At 57.8% G+C, this 14,617-nt stretch carries 11 protein-coding genes; 3 read left to right on the plus strand and 8 right to left on the minus strand.

The window, feature by feature from the left end; genetic code table 11:
- Positions 1-5: 5 nt before the first annotated feature.
- A complete protein-coding gene (locus tag WA943_RS03165) occupies positions 6-1,439 on the minus strand; it encodes a mannose-1-phosphate guanylyltransferase/mannose-6-phosphate isomerase (RefSeq protein WP_424468388.1) in 1,434 nt (477 codons plus the stop codon).
- Between the two features lie 294 nt (positions 1,440-1,733).
- Between WA943_RS03165 and galU the strand changes: the two genes are divergently transcribed.
- Entirely contained in the window at positions 1,734-2,624 is an 891-nt protein-coding gene (gene galU, locus WA943_RS03170) for a UTP--glucose-1-phosphate uridylyltransferase GalU (protein ID WP_424468389.1), read from the plus strand.
- Between the two features lie 9 nt (positions 2,625-2,633).
- On the opposite strand, the gene WA943_RS03175 is transcribed toward galU, so the two are convergent.
- The 5 genes from WA943_RS03175 to WA943_RS03195 all read right to left on the minus strand — a co-directional run bounded on the left by WA943_RS03175 (position 2,634) and on the right by WA943_RS03195 (position 8,856).
- Positions 2,634-4,019, minus strand: coding sequence for an undecaprenyl-phosphate glucose phosphotransferase (locus WA943_RS03175; protein ID WP_424468390.1), 1,386 nt, complete (start codon positions 4,017-4,019; stop codon positions 2,634-2,636).
- Positions 4,020-4,506: 487 nt separating this feature from the next.
- Complete coding sequence (gmd, locus tag WA943_RS03180) at positions 4,507-5,595, minus strand: GDP-mannose 4,6-dehydratase (RefSeq protein ID WP_424468422.1); 1,089 nt, start codon at positions 5,593-5,595, stop codon at positions 4,507-4,509.
- 166 nt (positions 5,596-5,761) lie between these two features.
- A complete protein-coding gene (gene fcl, locus WA943_RS03185; protein WP_424468391.1) occupies positions 5,762-6,715 on the minus strand; it encodes a GDP-L-fucose synthase in 954 nt (317 codons plus the stop codon).
- Positions 6,708-7,778, minus strand: a complete 1,071-nt coding sequence (gmd, locus tag WA943_RS03190; protein ID WP_424468392.1) for a GDP-mannose 4,6-dehydratase — start codon at positions 7,776-7,778, stop codon at positions 6,708-6,710. Before gmd (WA943_RS03190) ends, fcl begins: the two co-directional genes overlap by 8 nt.
- A 100-nt stretch (positions 7,779-7,878) precedes the next feature.
- Positions 7,879-8,856 (minus strand): NAD-dependent epimerase/dehydratase family protein, encoded by a 978-nt coding sequence (locus WA943_RS03195; RefSeq protein WP_424468393.1) that lies wholly within the window; start codon positions 8,854-8,856, stop codon positions 7,879-7,881.
- 275 nt (positions 8,857-9,131) lie between these two features.
- On the opposite strand from WA943_RS03195, the gene WA943_RS03200 reads away from it, so the two are divergent.
- Positions 9,132-10,436, plus strand: coding sequence for a UDP-glucose dehydrogenase family protein (locus WA943_RS03200; protein WP_424468394.1), 1,305 nt, complete (start codon positions 9,132-9,134; stop codon positions 10,434-10,436).
- Between the two features lie 19 nt (positions 10,437-10,455).
- Here WA943_RS03200 and WA943_RS03205 read toward each other — a convergent pair whose 3' ends face one another.
- Both WA943_RS03205 and WA943_RS03210 read right to left on the minus strand, forming a co-directional pair.
- Positions 10,456-11,931, minus strand: coding sequence for a lipopolysaccharide biosynthesis protein (locus tag WA943_RS03205; RefSeq protein ID WP_424468395.1), 1,476 nt, complete (start codon positions 11,929-11,931; stop codon positions 10,456-10,458).
- Positions 11,932-12,028: 97 nt separating this feature from the next.
- The gene (locus tag WA943_RS03210; protein WP_424468396.1) at positions 12,029-12,766 is read right to left on the minus strand and encodes an FkbM family methyltransferase; all 738 of its coding nucleotides are present in this window, start codon (positions 12,764-12,766) and stop codon (positions 12,029-12,031) included.
- 299 nt (positions 12,767-13,065) lie between these two features.
- Between WA943_RS03210 and WA943_RS03215 the strand changes: the two genes are divergently transcribed.
- Entirely contained in the window at positions 13,066-14,601 is a 1,536-nt protein-coding gene (locus WA943_RS03215) for a hypothetical protein (protein WP_424468397.1), read from the plus strand.
- The last annotated feature ends 16 nt before the right edge of the window (positions 14,602-14,617 follow it).

The following is a 14,617-nucleotide window of genomic DNA, read 5'->3' on the forward strand; positions in this document are numbered from 1 at the left end:
ACCCGCTATTCCGCAGCCGAGGCATCGGATTTCCGGCCATAGACATCGTCAAAGCGCACAATGTCGTCTTCACCCAGATAGCTGCCCGATTGCACCTCGATGATGCTCAAGGGCTCCGTCCCCGGATTTTCCAGCCGGTGTCTGGTGCCAACGGGGATATAGGTCGACTCGTTTTCCTGCAGAAGCTTGACCTCGTCGCCGACCGTCACCTGCGCCACACCCTTCACGACGACCCAATGTTCCGCGCGCTTGTGGTGCATCTGCAGAGAGAGCGATGCGCCGGGGCGCACCATCAGATGTTTGACCTGATGACGCGGGCCCGCATCGAGGCCTTCATAGAAGCCCCAGGGGCGATGCACACGATTGTGAATCTGGTGCTCGGTTCGTCCATCGGCGGCGATGCGCTCGACGATCTTCTTCACGTCCTGCACACGGTTACGGTCGGCGACAAGCAACACGTCGCCCGTCTCGACGATGATGAGATCGCGAACGCCGAGCGTCGCGACAAGCCCAGTCTCAGCGCGGATATAACAATCATTCGTATCAATGGAGATCACGTCGCCGGAAACGACATTGCCCATCTCGTCCTGCGCGCCCGTTTCCCACAGCGCCGACCAGCTTCCGATGTCGCTCCAGCCCATTTCGACGGGGACAACGGCGGCATGTGTCGTCCGCTCCATCACGGCATAGTCGATCGAATCCGAGGGGCAGGCGTCAAAGGCTTCCGGCTGCAGGCGCAGGAAATCGAGATCGCGTGCGCCTTTCAATACGGCCTCGGCGGCCCGCGCCGCAATCTCGGGGCAATGCTTGTGCATCTCGTCGAGAATGACATCGGCGCGGAACATGAAGATGCCCGCGTTCCAATCGTAGCCACCTCGAGCGAGATAGGTTTCCGCCGTCTCGCGGTTCGGCTTCTCGACGAAACGCTCAACCGCGAAAGCGCCATGCCCGAGCGACGCTCCACGCTTGATATAGCCATAGCCCGTTTCGGGCGCGGAGGGCACGATGCCGAATGTAACGAGCTTGCCCTCACCCGCAAGCTTTGCGCCTTGCGCAACGGCGGCGCGGAAAGCATCGACATCGCGAATGTGATGATCCGCAGGCAAGATCAGTACAATGCCCTTTGGCTCATGCGTCTGCACAAAGGCAGCGGCTGCGGCAGCGGCAGGCGCAGTGTTGCGCCCCACAGGCTCCAGAAGATGAGCAAGCGGCGTGAGTCCCGCTTCACGCATCTGCTGCGCAATGATGAAACGATGTTCGTCGTTCGAGACAATGATGGGTGCGGCGAAAAGCGCAGGATCGGTCACGCGTCGCGCCGTCTCCTGCAACATCGTCTGCTCAGAGACGAGCGGCAGCAATTGCTTGGGATAGAGAGCACGCGACGTCGGCCACAACCGGGAGCCAACCCCGCCAGACAAGATCACCGGATAAATGCTCACTAAATCAATCCTCTCGCGCAGGCGCCCCCTGCGCCGATGCGGCAGGAGAATATCATGTTTGCAGCCCCATGGGATGCCGCGACGACAATGGATCGCGCAAGGCAGTTAACGGGGACAGCCGCATCATAACATTTCTACTCCGAAACAAAAGCCGACGCCCGCCTTGAACCGCATCGGAAGTGGAGCCGTTTCCTTGCGGGAAGCCCGCCATTCATGCGACACAATTTGCCTGTCAAAGATGATTTGCTGAATTTTGGACGGTTGCCGTCCGCGGAAGATGCGTAGAGGAAGAGCATGACGTCGAAGGCCCAGAGGAAGGTTCGCAAGGTCGTTTTCCCGGTCGCGGGACTCGGCACGCGGTTTTTGCCCGCCACCAAAGTCATCCCCAAGGAAATGCTGACCGTCGTCGACAAGCCGGTCATCCAGTATGCGGTGGAAGAAGCGGTCGAGGCCGGCATCGAGCATTTCGTCTTCGTGACCGGACGCGGCAAGGGCGCGATCGAAGACCATTTCGACCTCGCCTATGAGCTTGAAGCGACCCTCAAGGCGCGGGGAAAAACCGCCGAAATCGAAATCCTGAAGGCGAGCCGTCCGACCTTTGGCGCTGCAAGCTTCGTGCGTCAGCAGGAGCCGCTGGGCCTCGGACACGCGGTCTGGTGCGCTCGCGAGATCGTCGGCGACGAACCTTTCGCCCTCGTATTGCCCGATATGCTGATCCACGGAAAGCCGGGTTGCCTCGCCCAGATGATCGACACCTATAACAAGCATGGCGGCAACATCGTCGCCGTCGAGGAAGTGCCGCACGAACACGTCAATCGCTATGGCGTCGTGGCACTCGGCAAGAGCTTCGATGAACGCACGCATAGCATCAGCGGCATGGTCGAAAAGCCGAAGATCGAAGACGCACCCTCCGACCTCATCATTTCGGGCCGCTATATTCTGCAGCCTGAAATCTTTGCCTGGCTCGAAAAGCAGAAGCCCGGCGCAGGCGGCGAAATCCAGCTCACCGACAGCATGATCGCGCTTCTCGCCGATCAGGACTTCTTCGCCTATCGCTTTGCGGGCACGACTTACGATTGCGGCGACAAGATCGGCTACCTTGCCGCCAATGTGGCCTATGCACTCGACCGGCCCGACATTGCACCGAAGTTCCGCCCCGTGCTCGACAAGCTCGTCGGCAAGTGACGCGCCTCTCTAATATGCGTTTCTACTGAAAAACACATAAATCGGCGTCAGGAGCAGGATCCTCAAATCCAGCCAGAACGACCAGTTCTCGATGTAGTAGAGGTCGCATTCCACTCGCTTGTGCATTTTTTCCGGCGTGTCCGTTTCGCCGCGATGCCCGTTGATTTGCGCCCAGCCGGTAATCCCCGGCCTCATTCGATGCCGGTTCGCATAGGTCACGAGCAATGCCGAATATTGCTCGTTATGCGCGAGGGCATGCGGCCTCGGCCCCACAAGCGACATTTGCCCCCGGATGACATTGATGAGCTGCGGCAGCTCGTCAATGCTCGTCCGCCTCAGCCACTTGCCCAAACGGGTAACACGCGGATCGTCGCGCTGCGCCTGCGGCACGACCGGCCCGTCTTCAGCGACATGCATCGTACGAAACTTGAGCACAGTGATGATCTGATGATTGAAGCCGTGCCGGCGCTGTCGAAAAAAGACCGGCCCGTCGCTGTCGAGCTTGATTGCCAATCCGACAAGAAGCATGAGTGGCGATGCTGCGGCGAGCGCGATGATTCCGAGAACACGATCCTCAACCGTCTTTATGATCGGTCCCCAGTCATCGAGCGGCCGCCGAACAAGTTCGAGCACAGAAACACCGTCATAATTGACAAGCCCCAGCGGCCGAATGTGAAAGGCAGCCTTGTCGGGGCAAAGCCTGATATCAACCGGCAGAACAGATAGCTGCGCAACAATTTCGGAAATATTCTGCTCGCCGGAAAACGGAGGCGCGATCAGCACCTCGTCGATGTGAGCTGTCTGCCCCATCTGAATGAGGTGAGACAGTCCACCCGACAAAGCCACATGCGGCGTGACGCCGTCCGGCAAATCATCGAACACACCGAGAATACGGTAGTTCCTGCTGGTGCGGTTGAGATGCTCGATCATCTTCCCGGCAACTTCACCGCTGCCGTAAATGGCCACATTGCGCCTGAACCATCCCGATGCCATCCGACTTTGGATGAGCTGCGATACAAGATAGTGGTTGGCGACGACCAGCAATGCCGCGCCAGCAAGCCAGGTCACCGTCCAGCCGCGCGACAATTCCTCAAGCACCTTGAGCAAATAGCCGACACTCAAAATTGCGACCGTCGCAATCCCGACGCCGAATAAAACGCGCCGCGCCGTGCCGCTGAAGCGCCTGAGAAGCTCGATTGAATAGAGTGCCTGGGACCGAAATGCCGCGACGGCGATAAAGCCCGCTATCAGGCCAAGGCCGAAATAGGCTTCGACATGCTGGCGGCTGCCAAGATACATGCCGATATAGGCCCACTTTGCGACCGCGGCAGCACCGGCAATTAGGACGAAATCGATTGCGGCGACGATGTCGCCAATGACCCTCTCGGATCGCACGCCCGGCCGCTGCACGCTCCCCGCACGCAGATAGGCTGACGACGCGCTACCCTCGCCGAAAATTTCCGGCGCAGCCCTCCTTGCTGAACGATCCGATGGCGCAGAGCCTCTATCCCCATGTTCGAAACCGCTATCGAAATTACCCATCGCTCCTTGTCCGCACCATACTCGCACTTCCCCTCCGCGAACGACCAGACCGCATCGCGTCTGACTATCGCGCCCCCCGATTTACCCCCCACAGGGCAATGCAGCATTCATTGGTATGCAGACCGTCGAAATGACCTTGCGCCAAGAATCTTGCACATAATGTCATCGTCTCGACACAGAAAGAAACTCCAAATCTGATGAGTCTCATCGACCACGCAAAATATTTGGTGTGACTCGCAGACATTGAAGTATCAAGCCCAGCTCGGAAGAGCATGAACTTGGCAACCGGCAAGATTCAGACGTGTGAAGATCTTCGAGAAACGACGGAAAGGTCGCCGGCTTAATCGCCGGCCGTCACTCCGGACAGGCGGGCAAGACCAAGCTCGGCGCGGGCAACATCAGCCTCGACCATTTCACGCACAAGCTGCGCAAAACTTATGCTCGCCGTCCAGCCAAGCACGCGACGGGCTTTAGATGCATCCCCCAGGGTGCCCTTGACGTCGATCCTGCGGAAAAACTGCGGATCCACGGCAACGAGCCGCTCGCCCGTCGCAGCGTCAAAGCCTTCTTCAGCCGCTCCCTCGCCACGCCAGACGATTTTGCGATCGATCTCACAAAAAGCCGTCTCGACGAATTCGCGCACCGAATGATCCCGGCCCGTCGCCAGCACATAGTCGCCGGGCAAAGGCTGCTGCAACATAAGCCACATGCCGCGCACATAATCCGCCGCATGGCCCCAATCCCGCCGCGTGTCGAGATTGCCGAGCTTCAGACATTCACCCTGCCCGACATACCAGGCGGCAACGGCCTGGGCGATCTTGCGCGTGACAAAACTCGGCTTGCGATAGGGGCTCTCATGATTGAACAGAATGCCGTTCGAGGCGTGCAGACCGTAAGCTTCGCGGAAATTTATTGTCGCCTCAAAGGCGGCATGCTTGGAAACCGCATAGGGGTTGAGCGGATGAAGCGGCGTCTCTTCATTCTGTACGCGGCCCTCCGCATCGCCGAACATTTCCGAACTCGACGCCTGATAAAAGCGAATATGCCGTTCAGGATCGAGCTTTATGACTGCATCGAGAAGACGCATCGTTCCGGTGGCGTTGACATCGGTCGTATAGGCCGGGTCTTCGAAGCTCGTCTGAATATGCGTTTGCGCCGCGAGGTTGTAGATTTCATCCGGCATCGTCTCGTGCACAAGACGATGCACCGCATCGCCCATCGCCATGTCGCAACTATGAAGGACAAGGCGCTGCCTGAGTTCGCCAGCGCTACCAAAACGCTCCCGGTCGAGCCGCGAGACATCACGCGCCATTCCATGCACGACATAGCCGCGCGCCAGAAGAAGTTCGGCAAGATAGCCGCCGTCCTGCCCCGTGATCCCGGTGATCAGCGCAACCGGCGGACGGACGACATCTTTGAATGGAAGCACAGGGGACAAGGCGGTCTATCCGTGTTGGGGTGGCCGCCCGCCTGTCCGGGCCGCGACGCGCTTTCTAGCACTTTTGCAACCAGATGACACTATTGTAAGTGTGCCGCGTTAAGCGCTTTTCCTGACGCATCCGGTGCCGGACATTGGCTTTGTCCGGCAGGATCGATCAGGATCCTGCCGTCAGCAATTCGCTATTGTACCAGCGATAAACCTCGGCGATCCCGTCTTCAAGGCTCGTCCGAGCGCTCCAGCCACGCTGCGTGAGCCGGGACACATCCATCAGCTTGCGCGGCGTCCCGTCCGGCTTGGACGGATCGGTTACGATTTCCCCTTCGAAACCGACGATCCGCTTAACCATCTCGGCAAGCTCGCGGATCGTGACGTCAACGCCCGAACCGACATTGATGTGGTCTTCGTCCGAATAGGCCTGCATTAGGAAGACGAGCGCATCGGCGCAATCATCCACATAGAGGAACTCGCGCTTGGGCGTGCCCGACCCCCATATCGTCACCGACGATGCGCGCGCAATCTTTGCCGAATGCATCTTGGCGATCAGCGCCGGCAGTACATGCGAAGACTGCAGATCGAAATTGTCGCCCCGCCCATAGAGATTGGTCGGCATGGCAGAGATGAAATCGCAGCCATACTGACGGCGATAGGCCTGAACAAGCTTGATGCCGGCAATCTTCGCGACCGCGTACCACTGGTTGGTGGGCTCCAGAGGGCCGGTCAGCAATGCATCCTCTCGCATCGGCTGCGGAGCCATTTTCGGATAGATGCAGGACGATCCGAGGAAGAGCAGCTTTTCAACCCCGACCCGCCAGGCCGCATGGATGAGATTCGTCTCGATCATCAGATTGTCGTAGATGAATTCGGCAGGGCGCGTATCATTGGCAAGAATGCCGCCCACGGTCGCCGCCGGCACGAAAACCGCCTGCGGCTTCATCGCCGCCATCCAGTCCTCAACTTCAGCCTGACGGCGCAAATCCACCTGCTCGCGACCGACGGTCAAGACTTCGCAATTTTCCGTTTGCAAGCGACGCAGGATCGCGGAGCCGACCATCCCGCGATGACCCGCCACATAAACACGTTTGTCCTTGAGCGAATAGGACTCAGTCATTTCGTGCCTTCCGTCCGTCTTCCCGCGCAACGGCTTTGAGATCGCTCGCCATCATCTCTGACACAAGCTCGGGGAAGGTCGTCGTATGCTTCCATCCAAGCTTCTGATGCGCTTTCCGTGGGTCGCCGAGCAACAGATCGACTTCCGTCGGGCGGAAGTAGCGCGGATCGATTTTCACGACTGTCTTGCCGCTCTTTTTATCGATGCCGATTTCATCGACGCCTTCGCCCTTCCAGACGATGCTGCGGCCGATCTCACCAAACGCCAACTCCACGAATTCGCGCACCGAATGCGTCTCGCCCGTGGCCAGCACATAGTCGTCTGCCTCGTCCTGCTGAACGATCCGCCACATGCCTTCGACATAGTCACGCGCATGACCCCAATCGCGCTTGGCGTCGATATTGCCCAGATAAAGAACATCCTGCAGACCGAGTTCGATCGCCGCCACAGCTCTTGTGATCTTGCGCGTCACGAAGGTCTCGCCGCGTGTCGGCCCCTCGTGATTGAAGAGAATGCCGTTCGAAGCGTGCATATCATAGGCTTCGCGGTAATTCACCGTGATCCAGTAAGCGTAGAGCTTCGCTGCCGCATAGGGGCTGCGCGGATAGAAAGGCGTGCGCTCGCTTTGCGGCGTTTCCTGCACCTTGCCGTAAAGCTCCGAGGTCGACGCCTGATAAAAGCGCGTCGTCTTCTCAAGGCCGAGAATACGCACCGCCTCCAAAAGCCTCAACGTACCGATCGCATCCGAATTGGCTGTGTATTCCGGAGTCTCGAAGCTTACCTGCACATGGCTCTGTGCCGCGAGATTATAAATCTCGGTCGGCTGGGTCTCCTGCACGATGCGAATAAGGTTCGTTGCGTCGGTGAGATCGCCGTAGTGCAGAAGAAGCCGCGCGCTTTCCACATGCGGGTCTTCATACAGGTCGTCGATCCGCGCGGTGTTGAACGACGAAGAACGCCGCTTGACGCCGTGCACGATGTATCCCTTGTCGAGAAGAAGCTTGGCCAGATACGCCCCGTCCTGACCGGTAATGCCGGTTATGAGGGCAACTTTCTTCGTCATTATATTGCTCCTAGGCGCATTCCATCTTCCGCGCCCAAAAGCAGCGGTAGCCGGTAAGTATAAAGAAGACGACAGTTATAATACCAGACTTGATCGCCAATTAGGCTCCAGTTTGGAAATAGGCTTTGTACCAGCCGACAAAGGACTTCAACCCGGCTTCCAGAGAGACCGTCGGTTGAAATCCATGATCATGCTGGATCGCCGAAATGTCGGCATAGGTTCGCACGACATCGCCCGGCTGCATCGGCGCCATTTCCCTGATCGCTTTGATACCGATGATTTCTTCGAGAATATCGATAAAGCGTGAAAGCTTTTCCGGCTGGTTATTGCCGATATTGTAGATCCGATGCCGGGGCCCGTCTGCACGAGGGAGCCCATCAAGCGCCGCGACCGTGCCTTTCACAATATCGTCGATATAGGTGAAATCGCGCCACATCTCGCCATTGTTGAAAACGCGTATGGGTTTTCGCTCGATGATATTCTTGGTGAAGCTCCAATAGGCCATATCCGGCCGACCGAACGGCCCGTAAACTGTGAAATAGCGAAGCCCTGTCTGCGGAATATCGAAAAGATGCCCATAGACATGGCTCATCAATTCGTCGGCCTTCTTCGTCGCAGCATAAAGCGAGACCGGCGTATCGACGCGATCCGTCTCGCTGAACGGGACTTTCTCATTCCCTCCGTAGACAGAACTGGACGAGGCATAAACCAGATGCTCGAAATGGTCGAGATGCCTGCTTAATTCCAGAACTTCGAGGTGTCCGGAAATATTGGAGTGAATATAAGCGCGAGGCTCCTCGATGGAGTAGCGGACGCCCGCCTGCGCTGCCAAATGGACAATCCGGGTAATTTTGCGCCCTTTGACCGCGCCGGCAAGCATTCCCGCTTCAGCGATATCGCCCCTAACAAAGCTGAAATTCTTGTCCGCTAGCAGGGATGAAAGGCGCGCCTCTTTGAGCGCCGGATCATAGTAACTGTTGACGTTATCAACCCCGACAACCTCGTCGCCCCGGTCAAGGAGATGCCTGCACACATTGCTACCGATGAACCCCGCGGCCCCGGTGACCAAGATCGCCATTCACACTTTCTCCAACCGACCGTCTTGTCCAATCCAGGGTCGAATATATTGACGCCGGACAGGCCAGAATAAATAGTCTCCAGGCGTCTTCACCAAATCCAATGACGGGCCGATAAACTTTATGCAAATGATAGCGCCATTCTCTACATTCGCCCATGAGAATTGCCGCCAAGACATCAGCGCCACGCCACCCGCACTGTGACGCCCTGTCTGATGCCTTGCATGCCGTTGTCTATGCTCACGCCTTGTAACTTTGAAGTAAACAGGATCCCGCTATGAAGGTAACGATGATCGGTGCAGGCTATGTGGGCCTGGTATCGGGAGCTTGCTTTGCCGACTTTGGACACGAGGTCACTTGCGTCGATACCGTCGCCTCGAAGATCGAAGCGCTGAATCGCGGTGAGATCCCCATATACGAGCCCGGCCTCGACGTCCTGGTGAACGGCAATCGCTTTGCCGGGCGCCTCTCCTTCACCACCGATCTCGCAGAAGCGGTAAAAGGCGCCGAAGCTGTTTTCATCGCTGTCGGCACGCCAACCCGGCGCGGAGACGGCCATGCCGATCTTTCCTACGTTTACGCTGCCGCCGAAGAGATCGCGAAAGCGATGACCGGCTACACCGTCGTCGTGACCAAATCGACCGTGCCCGTCGGCACCGCCGACGAGGTCGAGGCCATTATCAGGCGCGTCCGCCCTGACGCAGATTTTTCCGTCGCCTCGAACCCGGAATTCCTTCGCGAGGGCGCGGCAATCGACGACTTCAAACGCCCCGATCGCGTCGTCGTCGGCGCCGAGGACGAACGCGCCCGCGACGTTATGAGGGCCATATACCGCCCGCTTTTCCTCAACGAAACGCCGATCCTCTTCACCAGCCGCCGTACGTCCGAACTCATCAAATATGCCGCCAATGCTTTCCTCGCGACCAAGATTACCTTCATCAACGAAATAGCCGATCTCTGCGAAAAGGCCGGCGCGAATGTGCAGGACGTAGCGCGCGGCATCGGCCTTGATGGCCGCATCGGCAAGAAGTTTCTACATGCAGGGCCCGGTTATGGCGGCTCATGCTTTCCGAAAGATACTGTCGCGTTGGTGCGCACTGCGCAGCAGTTCGGCGCGCCTGTGCGCATCGTCGAAACGGTCGTCGAGGTCAACACGCGACGCAAACTGCAAATGGTCGACAAGATCGTGGCTGCTTGCGGAGGTTCGGTCGCGGGCAAAACGGTCGCCGTTCTCGGCCTGACGTTCAAACCGGAGACGGACGATATGCGTGACGCGCCCTCGCTCGATATCGTGCCGGGGCTTATTGAAAAAGGCGCGATTGTCCGCGCGCATGATCCGCAAGGCATGAAGGAAGCACGACACATGCTTCCGCAAGCTGTCGTCTATTGCGACGGTCCTTACGAGGCCATGGAAAGTGCCGATGCTGTCGTCATCGTTACCGAGTGGAACGCCTATCGGGCACTGGACCTGAAGCGCGCGGCGCAGACGATGAAAACGCCGATCATGATCGATCTGCGCAACATCTACGATCCTGCCGATGTTTCACGCCACGGCCTGACCTACACCAGCATCGGCAGATAGGCGCTAAAGACGCCCTTCCTCAAGCAGCCCGCGGCTTCATGCGTCCACGGATGCGCGCATAAAACCAGATCAGGTCATCGGCAAGCCCAAGCCGCCGCATGCCAAGAAATGCCGCGCCGAAAACGGGCGGCATAACGGCTGCGGCCAGCAACAACGTTCCCCATGCCGGCCATTCCAGTTCGACGCCGAGATGGCGAGCTATCCCCGCTGCTGCGCCAAGCGGTATCGCAAGAACGATCGCCGGAAGATATTCGTGCACGATATCGCGCCAGCCCAAATCGAGAAGCCGCAGACTCGATATCCGCCGATAGACGAAGTTCAACAAAATGGCCGTCACCACGCCGCCCGCAACGCCTGCAATACCCCAAGGTTTGCCGGCAAAGGAAAGGGCAATGACCATCGCTCCATAGAGGATGTGCTGTCCGGCATTAAGCCGAACCTTGCCGACAGCTTTTGAAAGACACTCATCGATCTTGTAGCTCGTGCGGAAATAGGTGATGGCAATCAATATCTGAAACGGCAGCACAACCTCTTGCCATTGGGCGCCGAGCACAACGAGTACCAGTTCATTGGCAAGCACAGCCGCAACAACCGATGCAGGCAGGACCACCATGCCAACGGCTGCGATGGCCCGGCTGAATATCTGTCGCAGTTGGTCGCTGTCGTGCTGAGCCTCCGCCATGGCCGGGAAAAGCACCGTATTGATCGAGCTACCGACGAGATTGAGCGGCAGCATCGCAATGCCAAAAGCGCGCGTGTAGATACCGAGCGCGGCAGCATCGAAATAGCGGCCAACGATGAGATTATCGCCCTTGTTCCCGAGAAAATTGGCAATTTGCCCGACCGAAATCCAGCCGCCATATGACAGCAGCTCTTTGGCCGCCGCCGGAGAAATTCTCAGACACAGCGGATGCCGCACGTGGGCGATCTGCGCCACGGTGCTGATCGTCGTCTGCGCTACCAGCGCAAACACCAGCGCCCATACGCCATATCCGAGCCAGGCCATGAGCAGCGCGACACTGAAATTGCCGACGGTAAAGCCAAGAAGGTCAATCATCGTCAGCTTGCGGAAACCGAGATTGCGGTAAAGCACGGCCTGCGACGTGAGACTGAGCGCCTTGATCGGAAAGATAACCCCCATCACCGGCAGCAACGCCTCGACTTCCGGCGCGCGAAAAAACACGGCGATAGGCCCGCTCGCCGCGACGAGAAGACCCCAGATCAGAAATCCGCTTGCGACATTGAGATAGAAACTCGTGCTCAGATGATCCGACGTAATCACCGGCCTCTGAATAAGGGCCTGCCTCGTGCCCATATTGGCAAAAATTTCGATGAAGCCTGTCGGGATCATCAGCAAGGCGAGAACGCCAAAATCATGCGGCGTCAATAGGCGCGCGAGAACGAAAAGCAAAACGAGCTGAAGCGCCGTCTTCAGCCCCTCGCCCGTCATTACCCACGCAAACCCGCCGACAATGCGTCCGGCCTTTACCGCCAAGCCGCCCCTCTTTCAATCGTCTCTACACGGTTCCGTCTCGGCGCCTATATGCCACAAGATTTCGCGCGGGTCGCGTTCACAAATATCCATATACGGGTTAGCCGATATCCCGAATTTCAAATCCGAGCCGACGTCCCGTGTCGTCGAGCCTTGCCCGGTTCAAAAACAGCGAATCCGTTTTACGGATCGGCGGGCTCGAATTGATGACGCCTTCCTCCCGATGGAAATAGACCGGCCCGATAAATCCTGCATCATCGAAAAATTCCCGAATTTCGGGCCGTTCTCCACGCTCGACAATAATGGCGGCGATGTGTGCAGTGACATTCCCAAATCCATCAAGGGCCGATATTTCATGCCCTTCAATATCCATTTTTACAATATCGGGAACGAGGCCGATCTCGTTGCAAACGCTCGCCAAAGTCCGACAAGCCACCTCCACGGCGCCGGACCCGGCATCATCTGAGCTGACGACATGATTGACGGCACTCTCCTTATTGTCGGTCATGCTAATAGTGCCATTGCGATCGGATATTGCGCAGTTGAGCGCAATGATGTTCTCGCGTGCATTGCGCCTGATATTATTGCTCAACTTCTGGAATGTGCGCGCCATTGGTTCGAAAGCGACGACCCTTACACTCGGATTTTCCGCCTGCACCAGCGCATATGATCCAATATTGGCCCCTATGTCGAAAAACACTCCGCCTTCAGAGGAGAAGTACGACGTCAGAAAACCTATATTGTTATATTCATATTCATCGCGATGACTGTTGATCACGGCAACGGTGCCCGTGAAGCTGTCGTCGGACAAAATCGATTTCGATATCTTCACGGTCATCGGAAAACGCCTGCCCAAAGTCTTCCTGACCTGAAACAGGAGATGACGCAGAAGCGCTCCTCCAACATCCTTCCGGACATCCCGACGGATCATCCGGAATGATCGCAACAACTGCATACAGACAACCTCAAACGACAATCGATTTTGAATTATGCCCGGCACAGAACAATTCGCCCAGATGATAAAGGTCCGAAAGAACATATAAACGCCGACAATTATTGCTCCAGCTCAATCCCGAAGTTACAGTCCTGACGATCGCCTCCAGATAAATCGTCATGCTTCCGAAGGACAATCCGCCCTTGAATCTCGCCCATACGCACACTGCCGATACTGACCCGAGACTGGCTATCGTGCGCGACTTTGCCGAGCGTATGGACGAGGCCGGAATTTCCTATTGCCACTGGAAAAGCAACGAAAGCCTTGATGTCGCTGTCCGGGGCGACACGGATCTAGACGTGCTCTTCGACGAAAAAGATATCCAGCGCGTGGAGGCTTTGCTCGCACGCATGGGGTTCCTCAAGAGTCGGGCGATCTGGCTCCGCCGCTATCCTGGCGTGGAGGATTTCATCGGCATCGATCCGACAACGGGAAAACTTGTCCATCTGCAGGCGCATTATCAGCTCGTGTTGGGCGAAACGAGCGTGAAGACCTACAGGCTGCCATGGGAGGCAGAACTCCTGTCGACGCGCATTCTGGATCAGACGAACCACATCTGTCGGGCGGCCCCGGCATGGGAATATCTGCTCCTCGTCATTCGAGAGGCGATCAAGCTGAAGCCCTCGGCGCAAGTGCTCGGGAGCCTCGGCCATCCGATGAAAGACGCGGCCAAGTCCGCCGGGGAACTCGCCTGGCTGAGAGAGCGCGTCAATCCTGACGACGTTCTGAAACTCGCACGAGAGCATATCGGCAAGGCCGCCTCGGCGTCTTTGCATGCATTGCTAAAAAAAGGGTGGAACATCCCCGACATTCGCGCCTTCCGCGCCGTTGCCAAGCCCGCCCTCCGCCACCATCGGCGCTTCGGGCCGTTTCGGGCGCTAGCCGAGAATTGGTCGCGGGGCCTTGGCACACTGGCCACCCGCATCGCACGCAAGCTCGGCATCAGGCGCTTCCCCCTGCGTCGTACTTTTCCCGACACCGGCATCATAATCGCGATTCTGGGGGCGGATGGCAGCGGAAAGTCGACATTGCACAAGCTCCTGTCGCAGGAGCTCGCCAAGAAATTCGACGTGTGGCCTCTCTATATGGGCTCCGGCATCGGCGATGTCAGCCTGCTCCGCTGGCCGCTCCTGAAGCTCAAACAAGCCTTGCGCCGAGACGGAATTCCCGATGTCACTCCCTCAGCTTCCACGCCGAAGGTCGACAAACGGAGAGGTATTGCTGGGACGACATTCAACACCCTCTGGTGCCTCTCGCTCGCACTCGAAAAACGGATCAGGCTGGGACATGCGGCGCGGGCAAAGAAGCGGGGAATGATCGTCATATGCGACCGCTACCCGCAAACGAAAATCCGCGGATACAATGACGGACCGCTTCTGCCGCAAGAAAAATTCAAATCGACGTTCATGAAAGCACTCGTGAGATGGGAGCATGCGAGCTACGAGCGCGCCATCACCTGTCCTCCCGATCTGGCAATTCGATTGATTGGCGATCCCGCAATCATGGCAGCGCGCCGTCCGGAAATGACGGAAGAGTGGATAGCCCGCAAGCAATCGGGCGTCATTGATTTCGAATTTTCGCAGTCAACACGGGTTGTCGATATCGATCCGGCCAAACCTCTTGCCGATGTCTTCGCGGCTGCCATGCGCGCCGCCGCAGACCGTCTCCGGTCGCAATGATCGCCCGGACGTCGAC

Origin of the sequence: Parvibaculum sp. (assembly GCF_049651025.1) — a bacterium.
GTDB lineage: Bacteria > Pseudomonadota > Alphaproteobacteria > Parvibaculales > Parvibaculaceae > Parvibaculum.

What these genes read in the sequence shown, in the direction of transcription:
- galU (WP_424468389.1), top strand. Translation starts at nt 1,734, where the DNA reads ATGACGTCGAAGGCCCAGAGGAAGGTTCGCAAGGTCGTTTTCCCGGTC.
- WA943_RS03210 (WP_424468396.1), bottom strand. Translation starts at nt 12,766, where the DNA reads ATGACCGTGAAGATATCGAAATCGATTTTGTCCGACGACAGCTTCACG.
- WA943_RS03195 (WP_424468393.1), bottom strand. Translation starts at nt 8,856, where the DNA reads ATGGCGATCTTGGTCACCGGGGCCGCGGGGTTCATCGGTAGCAATGTG.
- gmd (WP_424468392.1), bottom strand. Translation starts at nt 7,778, where the DNA reads ATGACGAAGAAAGTTGCCCTCATAACCGGCATTACCGGTCAGGACGGG.
- WA943_RS03200 (WP_424468394.1), top strand. Translation starts at nt 9,132, where the DNA reads ATGAAGGTAACGATGATCGGTGCAGGCTATGTGGGCCTGGTATCGGGA.
- fcl (WP_424468391.1), bottom strand. Translation starts at nt 6,715, where the DNA reads ATGACTGAGTCCTATTCGCTCAAGGACAAACGTGTTTATGTGGCGGGT.